Raw genomic sequence first — 20,348 nt, forward strand, 5'->3', positions numbered from 1 at the left:
TATGCAGATCTGTGATCCGGTTCCACGCGAGCAGGAAATATCTTGCGTGTTGACAGATACGGTAGCCTGCGGTGAGTTTTGCACGTCAGCGGCGACAAATCATCGACGAAAATGAAACGCTACGCGATCCCGGTTGGTCGCGCAGATTGCATTTGAAGCGACATGTTGCAGTGGGCGAATGATATTGCCAACTTCGCAAGGCTTGCAGTCCTGGCGCTGGCAAGTCTGGCGGTGGCGTGGGTGGTAGGCATCTCGCCGGCATGCTCTGCCAGCGAGCTGAAGTCATATCTGCCGAAGGTCGCCCCGGCCGAGTTCTTTCCGGGCGCGGATCGTTTTGGCCCGCCACAAGGCGATCCGCCGATCGTGCCGGTCTACCGCGGCGATCAGCTGCAAGGCTTTGTGTTCCTCAACTCCGATTTCGCCAACGCTGTCGGTTACTCGGGCAAGCCGGTTCACATTGTCGCGGGGATCGATCCGAAAGGCGTCATCACCGGCGTGAAGCTGGTCGACCACAAGGAGCCGATCGTGCTGGTCGGCATTCCGGAGGCGCGCATCGTCGCTGCCATGAACTCGTTGATCGGCAAGGACATGAAACCGGTCGCGCGTGGGGCCGAGAGTCCGCCGCAGGTCGACATCGTGAGCGGCGCGACCGTCACCGTGCTGGTGATGAGCGACAGTGTCGTCCGCGCGGCGTCCAAGCTCATCCGGAGTGGTCGCGTCGGCGGCGGTGAAGGCGTTGCGGCTTCGGCAGCCCTGCCCCCGGTCGTCAAGACGCTTGATCTCGAGCACAGCGAGCCCCGGGATTGGGAGAGCCTCGTCGGCGACGGTTCACTGCGCCGGCTTCATCTCAGCATAGGAGACATCAACGAGGCCTTTGCGAAGTCCGGCAACGCTGCAGCAAGTCAGTATCCCGAACCGGGCGAAGCGAGCGACAGTTTCATCGACCTCTACGCGGCGCTGGTGACCGCACCCACGATTGGCCGCAGCCTGCTCGGGGAGGACGGCTATCGACGGCTGAAAGACAGCCTGAAACCCGGACAACAGGCGATCGTCGTCGCCGGCAATGGCCCCTACTCTTTCAAAGGTTCGGCCTATGTCCGCGGCGGTATCTTTGATCGCATTGAGATCTTGCAGGAAGGCAACAGCACGCGCTTCCGCGACCGCAATCATACCCGACTTGGCGCATTGGCCGCTGAAGGTGCGCCCGAGTTCAAGGAAATCGGTCTGTTCGTCACCCCTCCCGAGTTCACGCTGGATCCGACGCAGCCGTGGCAGCTCCTGCTACTGGTGCAGCGGAGCCTCGGCGGTCGCGACAAGGCATTCCTGACCTTCGATATCAATTACACGCTGCCGGACCGTTACATACGCCGCGAGCAGCGTGCGGTGACGATGCCGGAGAATGCGATCCCACCGGCCTCGCAGGCGGCCGCCGCAGCCGGCGCGTCGCCAGAGGCGGATGAGCCCCTCTGGATGCGGATCTGGCGATCGAACACGGTCTCGGTCGGAATCACCGCCTTCATGCTGGCCGCACTCACCGGCATCTTCTTCTTCCAGAATCTGCTTGTACGCCGCCCGGTGCTCTACAACTGGGTTCGGCGAGGATACCTTGCCTTCGTTCTGGTCTGGCTCGGCTGGTACGCGAACGCGCAACTCTCCGTGGTCAACGTCGTCACCTTCACCAATGCGCTGGTGACGGGATTTCACTGGGAGTTTTTTCTCGCCGCGCCGCTGATCTTCATCCTGTGGGCTGCGACTGCCGGCGGTCTTCTGTTCTGGGGACGCGGCCCGTTCTGTGGCTGGCTGTGTCCCTTTGGCGCGCTGCAGGAGCTCACCAACACGGCGGCAAAATGGCTGAAGGTGCCGCAATTGACGGTGCCTTGGGGACTGCACGAACGGCTCTGGCCGATCAAATATATCATCTTCCTCGGTCTGTTCGGCCTGTCGCTCTACTCCGTCGACATGGCCGAACGCTTCGCCGAGGTCGAGCCTTTCAAGACCGCGATCGTTCTCAAGTTCTCGCGAAGCTGGCCGTTCGTGCTCTACGCGGCAGCTCTGCTGGTGATGGGCTTGTTCGTCGAGCGCTTCTTCTGCCGCTATCTGTGCCCGCTGGGCGCGGCACTGGCGATTCCCGGGCGCATCCGCACATTCGAATGGCTGCGCCGCTGGCCGGAATGTGGATCGCCGTGCCAACGCTGCGCCAAGGAATGCCCCGTGCAGTCGATCCATCCCGAAGGCCACATCAACGTCAATGAGTGCATCTACTGCATGCACTGCCAGGAACTCTATTACGACGATCACCGCTGCCCGCACATGATCCAGGTGCGGCTGAAACGGGAAAAGCGCGAAGCGCTGTCGTCGCCCTCGATGCGCGCGGGCGGCAAAGGGCCCGCGACCGTCATCACGGCCGGCGGCAAGCCCGTCGGTGCCTCACCAGCCATCTCTCCACCAGCAACCTGAAACCGAAAGCCGAGGAGGCAGTCATGAGTGAGAACGAAAGAGCAAGGGGCGTCAGCCGACGAACAGTGCTGGGAACGACGGCGGCCGCGGCCGGCGTTGGCCTTGCTGGCGGCGTGGCAATGAAGGACGGGGGCGGCTTCGTGTCGACCGCCGACGCGCAGACCAAGGCAGCTCCGCCGAAGGCCCCCGCCGCGCGGCCGGCTGTGCAGAAGACCGAGGTCGCGCCCGGGGAGCTCGACGAATACTACGTGTTCTTCTCGAGCGGCCAATCCGGAGAGATGCGGATCATTGGCCTTCCGTCGATGCGCGAGTTGATGCGGGTGCCCGTCTTCAACCGTTGCAGCGCGACGGGCTGGGGCCAGACCAACGAGAGCCTCAAGGTTCTGACCGAAGGGATGCAGCCCGCGACCCGCGAATTCCTCAAGAACCGTGGCGGCACGTTCATGAACGGCGACCTCCACCACCCGCATGTCTCCTTTACGGACGGCACCTACGACGGTCGCTATGCCTTCATGAACGACAAGGCCAATAGCCGCGTCGCGCGCGTGCGGCTCGACATCATGAAATGCGACAAGATCATCGAATTGCCGAACCAGCACACGGTCCACGGCCTGCGGCTGCAGAAATATCCGCGTACGGGTTATGTATTCGCCAATGGCGAGGACGGAGTGCCCCTGCCCAACGACGGCAAGATCCTCGACGACCCCAAGCAATACCACTCCATATTCAGCGCGATCGACGGCGACACGATGAAGGTGGCCTGGCAGGTGATCGTCAGCGGCAATCTCGACAACGTCGATTCCGACTATCAGGGCAAATACTGCTTCGCGACCTGCTACAACGGCGAGGAAGGCGTTACCCTGGCCGAGATGACGGCCAGCGAACAGGACTGGGTCGTCATCTTCAACCTCAAGCGGATCGAGGACGCGGTCAAGAAGGGTGACTTCAAGGAAATGAACGGCGTGCCGGTGATCGACGGCCGCAAGGGCTCGCCCTACACCCGCTACGTTCCGGTCTCGAACAATCCGCACGGCATGAATACGGCGCCCGACGGCATCCACATCGTGGCGGCTGGAAAGCTCTCTCCCACCGTGACCGTGATGGACGTGCGCCTGTTCGACCAGCTGTTCGACGACAAGATCAAGCCTCGCGACGTCGTCGTCGCGGAGCCGGAGCTCGGCCTCGGCCCGCTGCATACCGCCTACGACGGCAAGGGCAACGCCTACACCACGCTGTTCCTCGACAGCCAGGTCTGCAAGTGGAGCATCGACCTCGCCAAGCGGGCCTTCAAGGGTGAGAAGGTCAATCCCATCATCCAGAAGATCGACGTGCACTATCAGCCGGGTCACAACCACAGCTCGATGGGGCAGACCAAGGAGGCGGATGGCAAGTGGCTCATCTCGCTGAACAAGTTCTCAAAGGACCGCTTCCTGAACGTCGGACCGCTGAAGCCGGAGAACGATCAGCTCATCGACATTTCGGGCGATCAGATGAAGCTCGTGCATGACGGCCCGAGCTTCGCCGAGCCGCATGACGCGACCATCGTACACCGCTCCAAGATCAACCCGATCTCGATCTGGGATCGCGCGGATCCGATGTTTGCGGATGCGGTCAAGCAGGCCAAGGCGGACGGCATCAATCTGGAGGCGGATTCGAAGGTCATCCGCGACGGCAACAAGGTGCGCGTCTACATGACGTCGACCGCGCCGGCCTATGGACTCGAGCAGTTCCAGGTCAAGCAAGGCGACGAGGTCACCGTCTTCATCACCAATATCGATGCGGTCGAAGACCTCACGCACGGTTTCTGCATCGTCAACTACGGCATCAACATGGAGATCGGGCCGATGGCCACCTCGTCGGTGACCTTCACGGCCAACAAGCCGGGTGTCTACTGGTATTACTGCTCCTGGTTCTGCCATGCCATGCACATGGAGATGAAGGGCCGGATGTTCGTCGAGCCCAAGTCGGTCTGATCGGAGCGGCCCCGTGGGTCTGTTGTCACGCATGTTTCCGGCGGCGCTGGCCGCCGCCGGAGTTTCGGGCTTCGCCAGTGCGGAGACGTTGACGGCTGCGCCGGACCGGCCGCTTCAGGCGTTGCTGGACGGCGCCCGCCCCGGCGACGTCGTCGAGCTTGCGCCGGGCGAATATCACGGTTCGCTCCGGATCGACCGCCCCTTGCAGCTGGTTGGGAGTCGGGACGCGGTGCTTAATGCTGGCGGCGCCGACAACGTCATCACCGTCAGCGCACCCGACGTCACGGTCCGCGGCCTGACCATCCGCGGGTCCGGCCGCGACCTCCAGGCGATGAATTCCGGAATCTTTCTCCAGAAGACGGCCGAACGCGCCAGCATCGAGAACAACCGTCTGGTCGGAAACCTGTTCGGCGTCTACGTGCATGGTGCCCAGGGCTCGCGCGTCGTCCACAACGAGATCGAGGGACTGCGTGGCGGGCGTCTCAGCGAGGCAGGCAACGGCGTCTCGCTCTGGAATGCGCCCGACGTCACGATCGCCGACAACACGTTCCGATACGGCCGCGACGGCATCTTCACGATTTCAAGCCGAAAGGATCGGTTCATCGGAAACCGTTTCGAGCAAGTTCGCTTCGCAATCCATTACATGTACACCAACGACAGCGAGGTGAGCGGCAACGTCTCGATCGGCAACCATGTCGGCTACGCCATCATGTATTCGAACCGGCTTGTGATCCGCGGCAACATCTCCGATCACGATCGCGACCACGGACTTCTCTTCAACTATGCGAACTACGCCGAGATCGACGGCAACCGGGTCACGGGCGGCCCGCTGGGCACGGTGATGGACAAGGCGGCAGACGACAATCCGGCCGACGAGCGAGGCATGCTTCCTCAGTCGAAACGGGAGAGCACCCTCAAAAGCGGTCCGGAAAAATGCGTGTTCATCTACAACACCAATCACAACAAGTTCCGCAACAACTGGTTCGAACGCTGCGCCATCGGCGTGCACTTCACCGCCGGCTCCGAGGGCAACGAGATCACGGGCAATGCGTTCGTCAACAATGCCAATCAGGTGAAATACGTCGGCACCCGGCACCTTGACTGGTCAACCGGCGGACGCGGCAACTACTGGAGCGACAATCCGGCGTTCGACCTCAACGGCGACGGCATAGCCGACACGGCGTACCGGCCGAATGACCTCATCGATCGCGTGTTGTGGACGGCGCCCGCTGCCAAGGTTCTGATCAACAGCCCCGCCGTCCAGGTGATCCGCTGGGCGCAGGCGCAATTCCCCGCCTTGCTGCCGGGCGGCGTCGTCGACAGTCACCCTTTGATCTCACCGCCCGGGCGCCGCGGCGCCGAGGAGGCGCGACGATGAAGACGGTGCGCATCTGCGACGTCACCAAAGACTACGGCAGCGTCAAAGCCGTCCGCGGCGCCTCGTTTGAGCTCGGCCAGGGCGAGCTGGTGGCGCTGATCGGCCACAACGGCGCCGGCAAGACCACGCTCATGAAGCTGATGCTCGGGCTGATCCGGCCGAGCAGCGGATCCATCGAGGTTCTCGGAGACAATCCCGCCGCCGGCGAATTCGCCGGCCGTCTGCAGCTCGGCTATCTGCCCGAGAATGTCTCCTTCGACGCCGCCCTCACCGCCCGCGAGACGCAGGCCTTCTACGCCAGGCTGAAGCGCGAGCCGGTGGCGAAGGCGCTCGATCTGCTCGACACCGTCGGACTTGGAGCCGCCAGCCGCCGACGGGTCGGCACTTACTCGAAGGGTATGCGCCAGCGCCTCGGACTTGCACAGGCGCTGATCGGACGTCCGCGCGTCCTGCTGCTGGACGAGCCGACCACCGGTCTCGATCCGGAGCTGCGCCAGACCTTCTACGACGTCATCGCGCGGCTCGCCGCCGAGGGCGCGACCGTGTTGCTGTCGTCGCATGCGCTCACCGAGCTCGAGGAGCGTGCCGGAAGGGTCATCATCATGAACCGCGGCGTCAAGGTTGCGGACGGCACCATCGACGAGCTGCGCCGTCTCGCCCGACTGCCGACCCGGATCCGCCTCAAGGTTTCCGGGCTGGCGCCGCACGAGCTACCGGCCTGGGCGCCGACCGACGCGATCTGCCGCCGCTTGAACGGCCATCTCGTCGAGATCGACGCCGCGCCGGAGCGCAAGATCGAGCTTTTGCATCGCGCGACCGCCTCGGGCAATTCCGTCGAGGACGTCGACGTGGTGCCCCCGACCCTCGACGAGCTCTATGCTCATTTTCTCCGGCAGTCGGAGCAGGCGTCATGAATATCCTGATCATCGCCGCCAAGGAGATCCACCAGGCCATCCGCAATCGCTGGGTGCTTGCGGCCACGCTGCTGCTTGCCGGGCTTGCCCTGTCGCTGACCTTTCTCGGCAGCGCGCCAACCGGCAATGTCGGCGTTCGCACGCTCGACGTGGTCATTGTCAGCCTGTCGAGCCTGACCATCTTTCTCGTTCCGCTGATCGCGCTTCTGATCTCCCACGACGCCATCGTCGGCGAGATGGAGCGGGGGACGATGCTGTTGCTGCTGAGCTACCCGGTGGCGCGATCGCAGGTGCTGTTCGGCAAATTCCTGGGTCATCTCGCCGTCCTCGCCTTCGCGACCTGCCTCGGCTATGGACTTGCCGTGGCCGCGCTGGCGGTGACCGGCGGCCAGATCGATAGCGACAGTCTCCTCGCCTTTGTGGCCATGATCGGCTCCTCGGTGCTGCTCGGCGCGACCTTCGTGGCGATCGGATATCTGGTCAGCGCGCTCGTGCGCGACCGTGGCACGGCGGCGGGTGTTTGCATCGGGCTGTGGCTGCTGCTGGTCCTGATCTACGACATGGCCCTGCTGGGCGTGCTTGCGCTCGACCAGGGACGGAACATCTCGGCGACTGCGCTCAACGCCATGCTGCTGTCGAATCCGACCGACGCCTACCGGCTGATCAACCTGACCGGGTTCGCCAATGTCAGCACGTTCGCCGGCATGGCCGGCCTCGCCCAAACCACGTCGCTGACGGTGCCGGTCCTTCTGGCCGCCCTACTGTGCTGGACCCTGGTTCCTCTCGGCCTTGCCGCCCTCGCCTTCTCGCGGAGGGAGCTATGAAGCGCCGAACGTTTCTCCTCGCCTTGCTGGTGCCGCTCGCGCTCGCGGGCTGCGACCAGAAGCAGGCCGTGCAGATCCCACAGCCGCATCGGATGACTGCGGAAGACATCGGCCATTATTGCGGCATGAACGTGCTGGAGCATCCGGGACCGAAGGGCCATATCTTCGCGGCGAGCCTGATGGAGCCGGTCTGGTTCTCGTCGGTGCGGGACACGCTCGCTTTCACCCAGCTGCCGGACGAGCCGAAGGATATTCTGGCGATCTACGTCTCCGACATGGGCAAGGCACCGAGCTGGGACAAACCGGGTCCCGACAACTGGGTTGAGGCGCGCAAGGCGCTGTTCGTGATCGAAAGCCGGGTCACGAGCGGCATGGGCGGGAATGAGGCCGTTCCGTTCTCGGAGCGGGCCGCGGCGGAGAAGTTCGTGGCCGAAAACGGCGGCAGGATCGTCGGCTTCGGCGAGGTGCCGCGGGACTATGTCCTGGCATCGGCGAATCTGCGCAGCGGCGCAGCATCGGATGAGGCGACCGAAGTGTCTCCGGGCGAACGATCGAAGAGGATGCCATGATGCCAACGCTGACGCGCCGGCGCTTCATCCGGATCAGTGCCGCAGCGGCGGCCCTCGGCCCGATTGGCATCGGACGCCCCGCCCGCGCCGACGTTGCGCCCGTCACCTGGCGCGGCACGATGCTGGGCGCGGTCGCGACGATGGAGATCCACGACGAAGACCGCCGTCGGGCGGAGCGGCTGATATCGCTGGCCTGCGCGGAGGCGCGGCGGCTCGAGCGGCTGTTCAGTCTTTACCTGGAGGACTCCGCCCTGGTCGAGCTGAACCGTACGGGTATCCTGATCGATCCCGCCGCCGAAATGGTCGATCTGCTCTCGACCTCGCAGCACTATACCACGCTGACGGGCGGTCTGTTCGATGTCACGGTGCAGCCGTTGTGGGACCTCTATGCCGGCCACTTCTCGCGAGATGACGCGAATCCGGCCGGCCCTGACGAGGCGGAGATCCGGACCGCCCTTTCACGCATCGGAAGCGGCCGGCTGTCGATCAGCCGCGAGCGGATCGTGATGCCTCGGGGCATGGCCGTCACCCTGAACGGGATCGCGCAAGGCTATGTGACCGACAAAGTGGTCGACCTGCTGCGGGCGCATGGCATCTCGCGCAGCCTGGTCGACATGGGCGAGGCCCGGGCGATCGGCTCGCGTCCGGACGGACGCCCTTGGGACGTCGGCATCGCCGATCCAGACATCGTGGCCCACACCAAGAAGGTGCTGCCAATCGTCGACCGCGCCGTGTCGACTTCGGGCGGTTACGGCTTCCGGTTCGACCCCAGGGCACAATTCAACCACCTGTTCGATCCCCGCACGGGAGGCTGCGCTCTCCGCTATCGCAGCGTAACGACTGTGTCCCGCAGCGCGACCGCCGCGGACGCATTGTCAACGGCGTTCAGCCTGATGCAGGAGAATGAGATCCGATCGTTGCTGGCACCTGCCGGCATCGACCGCGTCTATCTCGTCAACGACGCAGGCCAGTCTGTCGAATTTGCCGCAGGGTGACGCTTGAGCGCTCCCCGCGAGCCGCGCTGGATCACCATGCAGACCGGGCCGCGCCATTATCCGTTCTGAAGCGTGGCGGCAGTTCGCCTTAACGCAGCGGCAGCAGGTCGAGCTGGCTCTGCGCCTTCTTGACCGCTGCTCCGAACCAGCTCTGGCTCGGGGCCTCCTTGGCGAAGCATTTGGCGTAGGCGTCCATGGCCCGGTCCTCCTTGGCCATGGCGTCCTGCGGGGTCTTCCTGGCCATCATCTGCTTCCAGACTTTTTCGCAGGCCGGGATCTCAGCCGTCTTCACGGCGTCCGTCGCGGCGAGGAAGTAGACCTTCTCGCCCTGGACCGCGACGACGTCGATTTCGCGCGGCGCTCCCTTCAGATCGCCATTGCCGCGCACGCCGAGCACGGCGACTGCGGCGCTCGCACCTGCGGGCTTGGTGACCGGCAGCTCCGCATATTTGGCGAAGGCTGAATCCTGGATCGCCTGATAGTAGAAGCGGTCCGACTTGAACGCGGCGCCGATCCCCTGCGGCATGCCGTCCTCGCGGTGCTCGCGCAGCCAGTGCTTGAGCAACCCTGTGGTGGTCACCACGGCCTGAAGCTTGTCGCCTTCGGAGGCGAAGCCGAGGCCGTCGAGATGACCGAAACCTGAATCGCCCTTGAACAGGGTGTCGGCATTCGACTTGCCGTCTGCCGGGAGGCCCTTGATCGTGACCGGACCGACCAGGCCGCGCAGCACGCGCGTCAGCTCCTCGAGCGCGGCGTCATGCTGCTTGAAAGTCTCGTCGCTCTCCTTGGCCTTGGAGAATTTCGCGATGTAGCGGTCGCGCAGGTCGAGATAATTCTGCTCGGGCGTGGCCGCATGAGCGGGAGCAGCCAGGACGAGCAGGCAGAGCAAGGCGAGCGATCTCATTGCGATATCCGGAAGGACTGGAAACGACCTCCAGTCTTTGTGCCGGTGCCGCGCGGGAAGGTTCATCCGCGAGGGCGGGGCCCTACTCCGCCGGCGTCAGCTGCCGGTTCAGGCGCAGCGCCGCGGTCTCGCGCACGCGGACACGGGCGCGGCGCTTCCGCCACCAGATCACGACCCCGGTGACCGAGAGCGCGGCCACCACCAGCCCCATGATCGAGATCAGGATGCGGCCGAACAGCCCGACGATACGGCCTGAATGCAGCGGAAACTGCGCCTGCACGAAGATGTCCGCGGCGGTGCCGACCCAGGGCAGCCGCTGGCCGATCGAACGGCCGTCCTCGCTGTCGTAATAGAGCTGCGCTGGGCCGACGCCGCCGGCGCCGTGATCGTCGCCGGGGTGGAAGAAGGCGGCGGCATAGACGCCATGGGCCGGGCCATAATTGATCGAGCCGACTGGGACCGTCCAGCCTCGCGCCTTGCCGTCAGCGGCCGCGCGGGCGGCGATCTCGGCGAACGTCATCCTGGGCTCGATGGGATCGTCGAGATCGCGATAGGGCCGTTGCTCATAGGGCGTCGGCGTGTAGTTCGACACCATCTTCATCAACGGCGAGAACACCTCGAAATAGAGGTTCAGCGAGAACGCCGTGAAGGCGATGATGAACAGAACGCCCCAGGTCCACAGGCTGAAGGCGCGATGGATGTCGAAATTGATCCGGTAGGCGCTGCCCGAGGTCTTGATGGTCCAGGCTGGCGCCCAGCGCGCCCAGAAGCCGCGGTCGAGCTGTCGCGAAACCTCGGGCGCCCGCGCCGCCTTGGCACGTCGCCGCGACGGCAGTGTCAGATAGAAGCCGACGAAGCAGTCGATGGTCCAGATGATGGCGATCACACCGAGCACGCGCATGCCCCAGCGGTCGCTGCCCCAGAATTCCGGGATGTGCATGGTGTAGTGCAGCTTGTAGAGGAACGAGACGAAGTTCTCGCGCGTCACCGGCCACACCGCGCCCCAATAGCGGCGTCCAAGCTCCACGCCGGTGTTGGGATCAAGGAAGACCTGGTTGTAGTCGAGCGGATAGCGCTTGCCGGTCACGGGATCAATCCGCGGCATGATGAAGAACCACAGCGAGTGGCCCTCCTCCGGCGTCATGAACAGATAGACCACGCGCGCACGAGGATCGCGCTGCTCGATCATCTTGGCGAGCTCGATCGAGGGAATTGCCGGGCCCCTGGTCGAGACGTCGAACAGATGGCTGTTCAGGACGTCGTCGATCTCATGGTCCCAGGAGATGATCGCGCCTGTTATGCCGGAGAAGAACAGGAATCCGGCCGTGAGCAACCCCGCCCAGCGATGTAGTTTGCCGAATATTGCTCTCATCGTCTTTCTGCTCTCATCCAGCAGGTCTGGCTGCCATGGCCGGACCGTCTTGAGTTGAACTCACCAGCGGTACGTCAGCTTGCCGATGGCTTTCCGTCCCTCCGCGTAGAAGCAGCCCGACAGGCTGTAGCAGGCGGCGACATAGCGGGTGTCGGCGAGGTTGGTGACGTTCAGCGACAGGCGCCAATTGTCCCTGCTATAGGCAAGCAGCGCATCCAGCACGGTCGAGGCTCCGACCTTGAACGTGTTGGCGTCATCGCCCCATGTCGCGCCGACGTAACGGATGCCGCCGCCGAACTGCAAGCCCGCCAGCATCCCGTTCTGGAGCGTGTAGTCGCTCCACAGCGAGGCGCGGTTGAGCGGCACGGTGACGGGTGCCTTGCCGACATTGACCGGATCCTGCGTGACGATGGCATCGACATAGGCATAGGCCGCGCGCAGGTTCCAGCCGTCGGCGAGTGACATCGTGCCTTCGAGCTCGATGCCGCGCGATTTCACCTGGCCGGTCTGATCGGCGAAGGTGGATCCGGGCGCATAGGTGACGACGTTGTCGCGCGTGAGGTCGAAGGCCGCAAAGGTGAACAGCGCGTTCCAGCCGAGCGGCTGATACTTGACGCCGACCTCGTACTGGACGCCGGTTTCAGGATTGAGCATCTGGCCGCCCGGCCCCGTCGCCAGCACCGGCAGGAACGATTCCGAGTAGCTGAAGTACGGCGCGATGCCGTTGTCGAAATTGTACATCACCGCGGCGCGGCCGGTGAAGGCCGAGGCATCCTTCGAGACCGACGTGTTGGCGATGCCGTTGTCGACCTGCGTCGTGACGAAATCCTGGCGGCCGCCGAACTGGAACGACAGCCGGCCGAGCTTGATCTGATCCTGCGCATAAAGCCCGACCTGCGACTGCTTGACGCCGGTGTTGTCGCTCATCGCGCCGATAGTCCAGTCGTAGCTGTAGACCGGATTGAAGACGTTGATCTCGGGGGCCGACGTCGTGACGCTGAACGCGGTGTCGCGGAAGGTGGTGTTGCGATAATCGATCCCGACCAGCGTGGTATGGCTGAGGACGCCGGTCGTGAACTTGCCCTGCAGCTGGTTATCCACCGCAAAGGAGTTGATGTAGGAGTTGCTATAACTGCCGTAGCGCGCGAGCTGCCCCGCGGCCTCGTCGGTATAGCCGCCGCCGTAAAACACCTTCTCCTCGTTGTGCTGGTAGGCGTAGCGCAGGTTCTGCCGGAACGTGATGTTGTCGGTGAAATCGTGCGAGAGCTGGTAGCCGATCGTCGCGATCTCGGTGTTGAAGGCGTCGAAGCTCGGCACGCCCGCGAAGAACGAGACCGGGATGGCGCGGCCGTTGTTCGGCCACACCGTGCCCGAGGCCGGCAGGAACTGGAGGCCCCACCCTGCCCGGTCCTTCTGATAGTTGGCGAGCACGGTGAGGGTCGTGTCCTCGTTCGGCTTGAAGGTAACGGCGGGCGCGATGAAGACGCGGTTGTCCTTGCTGAAGTCGACCTGGGTCTCGCCGTCGCGCACCACGCCGGTCAGGCGCCACAGCACGGTGCCTTCCTTGTTCGCTGGGCCGCCCATGTCGAACTGGCCCTGATAGCGGTTGAAGCTGCCGCCGGAGATCGAGACCTCGCCGAATTGCTGCGCGGTCGGCAGTTTTGTCACGTAGTTGAGCAGGCCGCCGGTGCCGCTGCCGCCATACATCGCGGAAGACGGTCCCTTGAGCACCTCGAGCCGCTCGGCGCCGTAGGGATCGAGGCCGTTGAAGTGGACGTAATTGCTGGACGGGATTCGCAGGCCGTCGATGTAGAGGCCCGGCATGGTCATGTCGAAGCCGCGGATCTGGAGACCGCCGAAGCGGGTGTCCGAGCCGCCATTGACGTCGCCGCTGACACCTGCGGTGTAGCGCAGCGCCTCGCCGATCGAGACCGCGCCCTGGTTCCTGACCTGGTCGGTGGTGACGATGGAGACCGACTGCGGGGTCTCGATCAGCGGCGTATCGGTCTTGGTAGCGGTGCCGCTGCGCGTGGCGACGAACCCGCGCACAGGTCCGCCAGCGCGTTCACCTGTCGCGCCATTTGAAGCGGACTGGGTCGGCGCGGCCTGCTGCGCGGGCGCGCGACGGCTGGCGCGGGAGGTTCGTGTCGATGCCGTTCGTCGCGACACGGCGGTCGCCGCAGGACGTGCGCGCTGGGCCGGCGCGTCGACGGTGACCGAGGGAATTTGCGTTTGCGCTTGCACCTGCACGGGACCAAGGGGAAGGAGGAGAGCGGCTGAGCTGACGGCTCCGAAGAAGAGCACCTGAAGCTGTCGATGGCGCGTTTGGAAACGCGCAGGAAGTTGGTAGTCAATCACGTCTTAGCAGCCCCACGCACTGCCGGCTTCGCCGGTATCGTTTTTGATGCCCCGCCCTAACGCAGGCGATTTCGGAGCGCGATAGGAACCGGGTTAGAACTTCTCCAGACCTGTGCGCAGCACGTGCGGCGAATGCGCTCAGGCGCGAAGAGCGGCGCGCGGATTTGGAATTTTTCTAGGCGACGTCGTCAATCGACGAGGCGCGAGCACCAGTGACAAGCGGGCGCGGAGAACGAATCCTTTACCATGGCCTCGGCGCTTGATTGAGCGTGAGGAACCTCGGGAGTAGAATTTGTTGCGGGATATTTCATTTGCGTTGCAGACCGTGCCGCAACGTTCTGTGCCAGCGCATGCTGGGCATCCGGGGTTCGACGTCCATGAGCGAATTGCGCGCTGCGACCAGGCAATCCACGGCGAGGACGGGGCTCGTCGAGTTCGACGGCCCCAGGGGCACCGTCAGCATCCCCTGCACGATCGCGGACGTCTCAGGCACCGGAGCAAGGCTGAAGCTCGACTGGTCGCTGGTGTTTCCGAAAGAGGCCACGCTGATCTTCGCCGACGGGCTACGCAAGACCTGTCGTGTCGCCTGGCAGAAGCGGCGGCTGCTCGGCGTCGCCTTCGCGGACGGCGTTGCGAGCCTCGACGAGCAGGCTCTGATGATGACCGAGGAAGAGCAGGCTCTGCACCGGCAGCACATCGGCGCGCAGGTCAAGGCCGCGCGCGAGGCGCGGGGTTATACCGAGGTGCAGATCGCGAACCTCATCAGCGTCTCGCCCGAGTTCGTGTCGCGAGCCGAGAGCGGAGAGCTGAGCATCCCGCTGCACCAGCTCACGCACATTGCCGATCTGCTGCTGGTCGACCTCGACAGCCTCGTTGCCGGCCCGGCATCGATCGTAGTGCCGGCGAGCGACGCCGAACTGGCGGCGGGCTGAAGGCACACCCCTTCCCGGACATCCCTGCCCCCTGCGGCTGTAAGTGGGAAACGCCGTTTGCCTGCTGTAAGGTCGTCCCTGTGCCAGTGTCGGCGCAGGAGATGATGTTCATGGCGGAGCTCGGCTTCGGTCGGTTCATGAAGGATCACCGGGAGTTTTTCAATGCGCTGGCCGAGGACGGCTGGCGGGCCGTTCCCGGTTATGTCGGTGTCGAGGAGAAGATCCTGTCCGGCCGTTTCGATCACCCGGCGCAATCGGGCGCCGTGACGCGGCTGTCGCGCTGGGCCGCCGGTGCATCGGTCAAGCATCCGGTTTCACACGATTGGTGCGAGGAAGTGTTTCTGATCTCGGGCACGCTGTCGATCGGCACGGCGGCACAGGAAACGCAGCGGCTCGAGGCCGGCACCTATGCCGTGAGGCCGGCCCATGTCGAACATGGACCGTTCTTCACCCGCGGCGGCTGCCTGATGATCGAGTTTCTCTACTACCCGCCTGCTGCCTAGCTGTTACAGCATGAGCTGCCGTCGCCCTTCTCCTCGCCCGCAAGCACGCTGCGGCTGTTGCGCTCCGGCGGGATGTCGGAGGCCGCGTTAGCCGCGAAGAAGCCGGTCGGCTTCAGCATGAAGCCGGCATATTCGACCGGCATGATCGGAAAGTCCTCGGGCTTGCAGACATGGGTGTGGCCGAAGGAGTGCCAGACCACGATGTCGGCATTCTCGATGTTGCGGTTCTGCGCGGCATAGCGCGGCAGGCCGTCGCCGCCGGCGTGGACGTTGGGATAGTCACCGCTGGCGTATTTCTCGTCCTTGTCGAAGGCGGTGACCCAGACGTGTTTGGTGGCAAAGCCGCCGCGCCTGCGCACATAGCTCCCCTCCTGCGCCAGCATCAGCGGGCTCGGATTGACGACGAGCTTGTAGGCCGGGGCGTTGCCGACCGAATTGGTCTCGTTGGGATTGCTGATCTTCCAGAACCGGCCGGTCTCGCCGTTGGCGATCGCCACCGCGTCGCGCTCGCGCGACAGCACCCGCGTCGTGGTGTCGAACACGTTGCCGTGCGGATTGTCGTGGCCCCAAGGCCGCGGCACGAAATCGTGCTCCGTCACCGTGTTGCCGCCACCGTCGAGATCCATGTGCAGGCGCACGTTGAAGAAATGCTGGTGCGTGGGACCGCCGAGATTGTCGTCGACCATGCCACCCCATCTGTATGTTTCGCCTGGTGGCACGGCGGCGGTCTGGATGATGCCGGTGAGTTTTGTCTCGAGCTGGATCGTGCCATCCTGGTAGAGATACCAGTAGAAGCCGTAATCGTAATTGCCGACGGTGGCGAAGAACGAGATGACGAGGCGGCGCGATCTGCGCACCTCGAACAGGCCGTTGCGGAATTCGTAATGTTTCCAGGCAATTCCGTAGTCTTCTTCATGCATGCAGATAGCGTTCTGCATGACGAAGGGCTCGCCCTTGTTGTCGGCGGCCGGGACGTCGAAATAATGGATGTTGCCAAGGCAGTCGCAGCCGAGCTCCAGCGCGTTGGCGAGCATGCCGAGCCCGTACTCGCCGGCATCGAACGCCGACTTCCAGAAATGGTTCGCGGTCGGATCGGCGTAAGGCACCACCATCTCGGTGACGCTGGCGCGATGGATCAGCGAGCGCTTGCGTGCACCGTCCTGATAGCTGAGTTGATGCAGCACCAGTCCCTCGCGCGGCGTGAAGCCAACGCGAAAACTCCATTTCTGCCAGTCGACCTTCCAGCCATCGACCTTGAAGCTCGGACCCTCCGGCTGCTCGATATGCAACGGCTTGATGTCGGTGCGCGGGTTCTTGATTTCATGCGCACCATAATTCCGCTTCTTGCGCGGGATCGGGACGATCGGGTCCTCGTCGGTGAGGTCGATGACCTTACCGCCGATCAGGTCGACCACGGCCACCACGCCCTCGATCGGATGCGCATAGCCGTTGTCCTGCAGGTGCTCGCGAAAATAGCTGACGGCCCGCACGATGCGCGCGCCGCGTTCGAATTCCTTGTCGAAGAAACCCGAGGAGAACGGATCGACCTGGACCAGCTCGATGTCCTTGTCGGTCAGCCCGCGCCGGATCATCGCCGCGCGCCATCTGGCATCGGCCTTCACCACGGCCTCGCACTTGAAGAACTCTTCCAGCATCACCGGCGGCTGCCCGTACGGCGCCTCGCGGTTCGGGATGATTTTGCGCGCGACGATCTCATTGCGGGCGAGATCGACGATATGCTCGATCGCCTCGCCTGTGGTCACATCCAGCGTCAGGACGAAAGCGCGGCGCGCTGCTTCGCCCGCGGCAAGCTCCTGCTTGGTCGGCTCTTCCAGCCGCACCGTCGGGAAGCGGCAGTTTTCGGGCGATGTGGCCGCCGCACGCACCAGCGTGCAGGCCGCGGTGATCTCTTCGGCCGTCAGCGGATCGAGCGGATGCGGCGCAGCAGCCTGCGCTTGCAGTTTGGCTTTGAGGGTATCGAGCATAGGCATGTCCAAAGTCAGGCGAGATGCGCGGTGATGGCGCTGAAGGCGGCAAACCAGCGCTGATCGATCGGCACGTCCATCGCCTTGGGCTGCGTCGCGAGCTTGGCTATGACGGTGTCGGAATCGAGATCGACATAGAGGTGCTGGCCGTGAATGCCGATCGCGGTGAGCGCGTTGCGCGACGGGTCGATCGTGAACCATTTGCTGCGGTAGCGCGCACCCGGGAAGAACTCGGCGAGGTCGCCGTCGGCCCAGGCCTGGGGGTCGCCGTTCTCGCGAATGTCGTCGATCCACCAGCCCGGCACCACCTGCCGCCCCTCGACCACGCCGCGGCAGCGCATCATCTCGCCGAAACGGATGAGATCACGTGCGGTGACGGAGATACCGCCGGCGATGCGGCCCATGCCGTGGCTGTCGAGCGTGAGCGAGCCGTCCTCCTCCGCGCCCAGGGGCTGCCAGAGATATTCGGAGAGGATGCGATGGTAGGGCATGCCGCAGGCGCGCTCATAGACCCAGCCGAGCACCTCGGTGTTGGTCGAGACGTAGTGGAACACCTTGCCGTGCGGCTTGCCGGTCCCGCGCAGCGTGGTGAGATAGGCGCGCTGATGACCGGGCTCGACGCCCGGAGGCGGCATATCCCAGCCCGAGGAGAAGCGATAGCGCGCGACGTCGCCTGCGGGGTCCTCGTAATCCTCCTCGAAGTTGATGGCGACGGCCATGTCGAGGAGGTTGCGGACGGTGCAGCTGCCGTAGACCGACGTCTCCAGCTCCGGCACGTAGCGCAGCACCCTCGCCTCGGGATCAAGCAGGCCCCGCGCGGCCAGAATGCCGCCGAGCGTCCCGGCGATCGCCTTGCTGATCGAACAGATCAGATGCGGCGTGGTCGCGGTCATGCCGTCGCCGTACCATTCGTGGATCAGGGTGCCCCGGTGCATGACGAGCAGCGTGTCGGCGAAGGTCTCGCGCAGCGTGGCTTCGATCGTGGTCTCTTTACCATCGGGCGCGGTGAAGCCGAGTTTTGCCAGCTCGCGCGGCGCGCTTGGCATCGGCGTCGGCTGTGCCGAGCGGCGGATCTCGGCGGTCGGTAGCACCTCGCGGGTGTGGGTGAAGCCCCAGCGGATGGCGGGAAAGCTGCGCCAGTTGGCGCGGGTCACCTGGGCCTCCGGTGCCGGCGGGCTGCCGCGCATGACGTCAGTCGGTCGCATCTCAATCCCTCCGCGAAGCGCCATCCGACTGCGAGGCCGGAACGGCAGGACGGAAGCCTGCACAGTGGCGCGGTCAGGCGTTATCGAAATCCCGCAATATTTTGCTGGACAGGAGCGCAGGGCGTGCCAGTCTTGACGGCAGTTCCTGCCGCGTTCTCGGCTGGCACATTCCGACGTATTGTCATGGCCTTAAGCGCAACTCTTCCGATTCAAGACTCGGCTCCTTGCCTGCTTCAGGCCAGCAGCACGGATGTCGATGAGCATTGCGCCTCGCTCGGCCGCTGGCACCTCAGCTACGACCAGATCAGTGCCGGTGCCTTCAGGGGCAGCTTCACCCAGCTCTCCCTCCCCCACGTCGAAGTCTTCCGCGAAATCACCAGCCAGCAGGTTCGCCAGTACGGCCAGCTCGGTGCCGACAGTTTCGGGATCGGTCTGCCCTGGGATGGCGATGGCGAGGTCAATTGCAACGGCGCCAGTGTTGCGGGCACCCAGGTGATCGCCTGCATCGACGCCGAGGTCGACATGTGCACGCCGAAGGCGTTCGAGCTGCGCGGCGTCGTCGCCAGCGCGGCGCTGATCGAGGAGCTTGCCGCCCGCCTCGACATCGCGCTGCCGCGCGCCGTCTGGCATCAGTTGCGGGTGATCGAGATGGCGGAGGCGCCGGTCGCGCGGCTGCGCGCGCATCTCGCCGCCATTCACGAGACCATCACCACGGCCCCCGGGCAGTTCGACGATCCCGCGGCACGGCAGGCACTCGAGGATGCGCTCCTCGTCGAGATCATGGACATGTTGCCGACGGCGCGGCCCACCAATCCCGGCCGCAGCGCGGCGGCGCGCAAGCGCACCGTCGATCGCGCCCGCGCGCTGATGCATGGCAGCGGCGAGCGCACGCTGTCGCTGCTCGAGGTCTGCAAGGCCGTCGGCGCCAGCCCGCGCAAGCTTGGCTATTGCTTCCAGGAGGTGTTGGGCACGAGCCCGATGCATTACTGGCGCGCGATGCGCCTCAACCGCGTGCGGCGCGATCTGAAACGCGCCGGCGGCGGCGCCGAGACATCCATCTACGACGTCGCCGTGCAGTACGGCTTCTGGCACTTCAGCCAGTTCTCGCTGGACTACAAGCGCCACTTCTCCGAAAAGCCCTCGGAGACATTGCGGCGCGCCAGGCTGGCGGCCTGACGCGCGCGTCTTCTGCCCTTACCAGGTCGGCAGATACGTTCCCTTGAAGCGCGTCTCCAGGAACGCCTTCACGGGCTGGGAGTGATAGGCCTCGATCAGCTGCTTCACCCAGGGCTTGTCCTTGTCCTCCTCGCGGACGGCGAGGATGTTGACCCAGGGCCCATCGGGATTTTCGCGGGCGATCGCATCGGTCGCGGGATTGAGGCCGGCCTGCACCGCGTAATTGTTGTTGATCGAGACGACATCGACGTCCTGCAGCGCGCGCGGAAGCTGGGCGGCATCGAGCTCGACGAAGCGGAGCTTCTTCGGATTGTCGGTGATGTCGGCAATCGTCGAGGAGACGTTGTTCGGGTCCTTCAGCTTGATCACGCCGTGCAGCGCCAGGATCATCAGGCCGCGCGCGCCGTTGGAGGGATCGTTGGCGATGGCGACGCGGGCGCCCTCGGGTAGGTCGGCGAGCTTCTTGTATTTCTGCGAATAGACGCCCTGCGGCGAACCGATCGTGTTGGCGACCTTGACGATCTTCCAGCCGGTCTTGGAGATCTGGTTCTTGAGGTACGGCTCGTGCTGGAAGGAGTTGGCTTCCAGATCCTTCAGCGCCAGCGCCTGGTTCGGGATCACGTAATCGGTGAACTCGACCACCGTGATGTCGAGCCCGCGCTCGGCGCCGACCTTCTTCACGACATCGAGGATCTCGGCATGCGGGCCGGCGGTGACGCCGACCCGGATGGTTTCGGCCTGAGCCGAGGTCGCAAGCAAGGCTGCAGCCGCAAGGGTTGCGAGAAAACGCATTGAAGTCTCCA

General features: G+C 64.5%; 16 protein-coding genes. 10 read left to right on the plus strand and 6 right to left on the minus strand.

The window, feature by feature from the left end; genetic code table 11:
- Positions 1 to 162 precede the first annotated feature (162 nt).
- Genes JQ635_RS00575 through JQ635_RS00605 form a run of 7 tightly spaced genes read left to right on the plus strand, consistent with a single transcriptional unit; the run spans position 163 to position 9,110 of the window.
- A complete protein-coding gene (locus JQ635_RS00575) occupies positions 163 to 2,457 on the plus strand; it encodes a NosR/NirI family protein (RefSeq protein WP_211407948.1) in 2,295 nt (764 codons plus the stop codon).
- Positions 2,458 to 2,480: 23 nt separating this feature from the next.
- The gene (gene nosZ, locus JQ635_RS00580) at positions 2,481 to 4,430 is read left to right on the plus strand and encodes a TAT-dependent nitrous-oxide reductase (RefSeq protein ID WP_211407949.1); all 1,950 of its coding nucleotides are present in this window, start codon (positions 2,481 to 2,483) and stop codon (positions 4,428 to 4,430) included.
- A gap of 13 nt (positions 4,431 to 4,443) precedes the next feature.
- Positions 4,444 to 5,808, plus strand: coding sequence for a nitrous oxide reductase family maturation protein NosD (locus JQ635_RS00585; RefSeq protein WP_349631829.1), 1,365 nt, complete (start codon positions 4,444 to 4,446; stop codon positions 5,806 to 5,808).
- Positions 5,805 to 6,722, plus strand: coding sequence for an ABC transporter ATP-binding protein (locus JQ635_RS00590; protein WP_211407950.1), 918 nt, complete (start codon positions 5,805 to 5,807; stop codon positions 6,720 to 6,722). The genes JQ635_RS00585 and JQ635_RS00590 overlap by 4 nt, the downstream gene beginning before the upstream one ends.
- Positions 6,719 to 7,546 carry an ABC transporter permease gene (locus JQ635_RS00595; RefSeq protein WP_211407951.1) on the plus strand — a complete coding sequence of 276 codons (828 nt, stop codon included), beginning with the start codon at positions 6,719 to 6,721 and terminating at the stop codon, positions 7,544 to 7,546. Before JQ635_RS00590 ends, JQ635_RS00595 begins: the two co-directional genes overlap by 4 nt.
- Positions 7,543 to 8,115, plus strand: a complete 573-nt coding sequence (locus JQ635_RS00600; RefSeq protein WP_211407952.1) for a nitrous oxide reductase accessory protein NosL — start codon at positions 7,543 to 7,545, stop codon at positions 8,113 to 8,115. The genes JQ635_RS00595 and JQ635_RS00600 overlap by 4 nt, the downstream gene beginning before the upstream one ends.
- Complete coding sequence (locus tag JQ635_RS00605) at positions 8,112 to 9,110, plus strand: FAD:protein FMN transferase (protein WP_211407953.1); 999 nt, start codon at positions 8,112 to 8,114, stop codon at positions 9,108 to 9,110. The genes JQ635_RS00600 and JQ635_RS00605 overlap by 4 nt, the downstream gene beginning before the upstream one ends.
- Positions 9,111 to 9,198: 88 nt before the next feature.
- Here JQ635_RS00605 and JQ635_RS00610 read toward each other — a convergent pair whose 3' ends face one another.
- The 3 genes from JQ635_RS00610 to JQ635_RS00620 all read right to left on the minus strand — a co-directional run bounded on the left by JQ635_RS00610 (position 9,199) and on the right by JQ635_RS00620 (position 13,435).
- Complete coding sequence (locus JQ635_RS00610; protein ID WP_211407954.1) at positions 9,199 to 10,014, minus strand: hypothetical protein; 816 nt, start codon at positions 10,012 to 10,014, stop codon at positions 9,199 to 9,201.
- Positions 10,015 to 10,096: 82 nt separating this feature from the next.
- The gene (fsrB, locus tag JQ635_RS00615) at positions 10,097 to 11,386 is read right to left on the minus strand and encodes a siderophore utilization protein FsrB (RefSeq protein WP_211407955.1); all 1,290 of its coding nucleotides are present in this window, start codon (positions 11,384 to 11,386) and stop codon (positions 10,097 to 10,099) included.
- A gap of 60 nt (positions 11,387 to 11,446) precedes the next feature.
- Entirely contained in the window at positions 11,447 to 13,435 is a 1,989-nt protein-coding gene (locus JQ635_RS00620) for a TonB-dependent siderophore receptor (protein ID WP_211407956.1), read from the minus strand.
- Positions 13,436 to 14,121: 686 nt separating this feature from the next.
- On the opposite strand from JQ635_RS00620, the gene JQ635_RS00625 reads away from it, so the two are divergent.
- Together JQ635_RS00625 and JQ635_RS00630 are read left to right on the plus strand one after the other, a co-directional pair.
- Complete coding sequence (locus JQ635_RS00625) at positions 14,122 to 14,676, plus strand: helix-turn-helix domain-containing protein (RefSeq protein WP_211407957.1); 555 nt, start codon at positions 14,122 to 14,124, stop codon at positions 14,674 to 14,676.
- Positions 14,677 to 14,786: 110 nt separating this feature from the next.
- Positions 14,787 to 15,179, plus strand: coding sequence for a cupin domain-containing protein (locus JQ635_RS00630; RefSeq protein WP_211407958.1), 393 nt, complete (start codon positions 14,787 to 14,789; stop codon positions 15,177 to 15,179).
- Here the strand turns inward: JQ635_RS00630 and JQ635_RS00635 are convergent.
- Positions 15,176 to 17,164: a primary-amine oxidase gene (locus JQ635_RS00635; protein ID WP_211407959.1), complete on the minus strand. Its 1,989-nt coding sequence runs from the start codon at positions 17,162 to 17,164 to the stop codon at positions 15,176 to 15,178. The genes JQ635_RS00630 and JQ635_RS00635 overlap by 4 nt on opposite strands.
- Positions 17,165 to 17,178: 14 nt before the next feature.
- The gene (locus tag JQ635_RS00640; protein ID WP_211407960.1) at positions 17,179 to 18,369 is read right to left on the minus strand and encodes a serine hydrolase domain-containing protein; all 1,191 of its coding nucleotides are present in this window, start codon (positions 18,367 to 18,369) and stop codon (positions 17,179 to 17,181) included.
- Positions 18,370 to 18,552: 183 nt separating this feature from the next.
- Between JQ635_RS00640 and JQ635_RS00645 the strand changes: the two genes are divergently transcribed.
- Positions 18,553 to 19,545 (plus strand): helix-turn-helix domain-containing protein, encoded by a 993-nt coding sequence (locus JQ635_RS00645; protein WP_211407961.1) that lies wholly within the window; start codon positions 18,553 to 18,555, stop codon positions 19,543 to 19,545.
- Between the two features lie 18 nt (positions 19,546 to 19,563).
- On the opposite strand, the gene JQ635_RS00650 is transcribed toward JQ635_RS00645, so the two are convergent.
- Positions 19,564 to 20,337 carry a MetQ/NlpA family ABC transporter substrate-binding protein gene (locus tag JQ635_RS00650; protein ID WP_211407962.1) on the minus strand — a complete coding sequence of 258 codons (774 nt, stop codon included), beginning with the start codon at positions 20,335 to 20,337 and terminating at the stop codon, positions 19,564 to 19,566.
- Positions 20,338 to 20,348 lie beyond the last annotated feature (11 nt).

Source organism: Bradyrhizobium iriomotense (assembly GCF_018130765.1).
GTDB classification, from domain to species: domain Bacteria; phylum Pseudomonadota; class Alphaproteobacteria; order Rhizobiales; family Xanthobacteraceae; genus Bradyrhizobium; species Bradyrhizobium iriomotense_A.

Coding starts and splice junctions, on each gene's coding strand:
- JQ635_RS00575 (WP_211407948.1), top strand. CDS start 163: ATGTTGCAGTGGGCGAATGATATTGCCAACTTCGCAAGGCTTGCAGTC.
- nosZ (WP_211407949.1), top strand. CDS start 2,481: ATGAGTGAGAACGAAAGAGCAAGGGGCGTCAGCCGACGAACAGTGCTG.
- JQ635_RS00590 (WP_211407950.1), top strand. CDS start 5,805: ATGAAGACGGTGCGCATCTGCGACGTCACCAAAGACTACGGCAGCGTC.
- JQ635_RS00595 (WP_211407951.1), top strand. CDS start 6,719: ATGAATATCCTGATCATCGCCGCCAAGGAGATCCACCAGGCCATCCGC.
- JQ635_RS00600 (WP_211407952.1), top strand. CDS start 7,543: ATGAAGCGCCGAACGTTTCTCCTCGCCTTGCTGGTGCCGCTCGCGCTC.
- JQ635_RS00605 (WP_211407953.1), top strand. CDS start 8,112: ATGATGCCAACGCTGACGCGCCGGCGCTTCATCCGGATCAGTGCCGCA.
- JQ635_RS00610 (WP_211407954.1), bottom strand. CDS start 10,014: ATGAGATCGCTCGCCTTGCTCTGCCTGCTCGTCCTGGCTGCTCCCGCT.
- fsrB (WP_211407955.1), bottom strand. CDS start 11,386: ATGAGAGCAATATTCGGCAAACTACATCGCTGGGCGGGGTTGCTCACG.
- JQ635_RS00625 (WP_211407957.1), top strand. CDS start 14,122: ATGAGCGAATTGCGCGCTGCGACCAGGCAATCCACGGCGAGGACGGGG.
- JQ635_RS00630 (WP_211407958.1), top strand. CDS start 14,787: ATGGCGGAGCTCGGCTTCGGTCGGTTCATGAAGGATCACCGGGAGTTT.
- JQ635_RS00635 (WP_211407959.1), bottom strand. CDS start 17,164: ATGCTCGATACCCTCAAAGCCAAACTGCAAGCGCAGGCTGCTGCGCCG.
- JQ635_RS00640 (WP_211407960.1), bottom strand. CDS start 18,369: ATGCGACCGACTGACGTCATGCGCGGCAGCCCGCCGGCACCGGAGGCC.
- JQ635_RS00645 (WP_211407961.1), top strand. CDS start 18,553: ATGGCCTTAAGCGCAACTCTTCCGATTCAAGACTCGGCTCCTTGCCTG.
- JQ635_RS00650 (WP_211407962.1), bottom strand. CDS start 20,337: ATGCGTTTTCTCGCAACCCTTGCGGCTGCAGCCTTGCTTGCGACCTCG.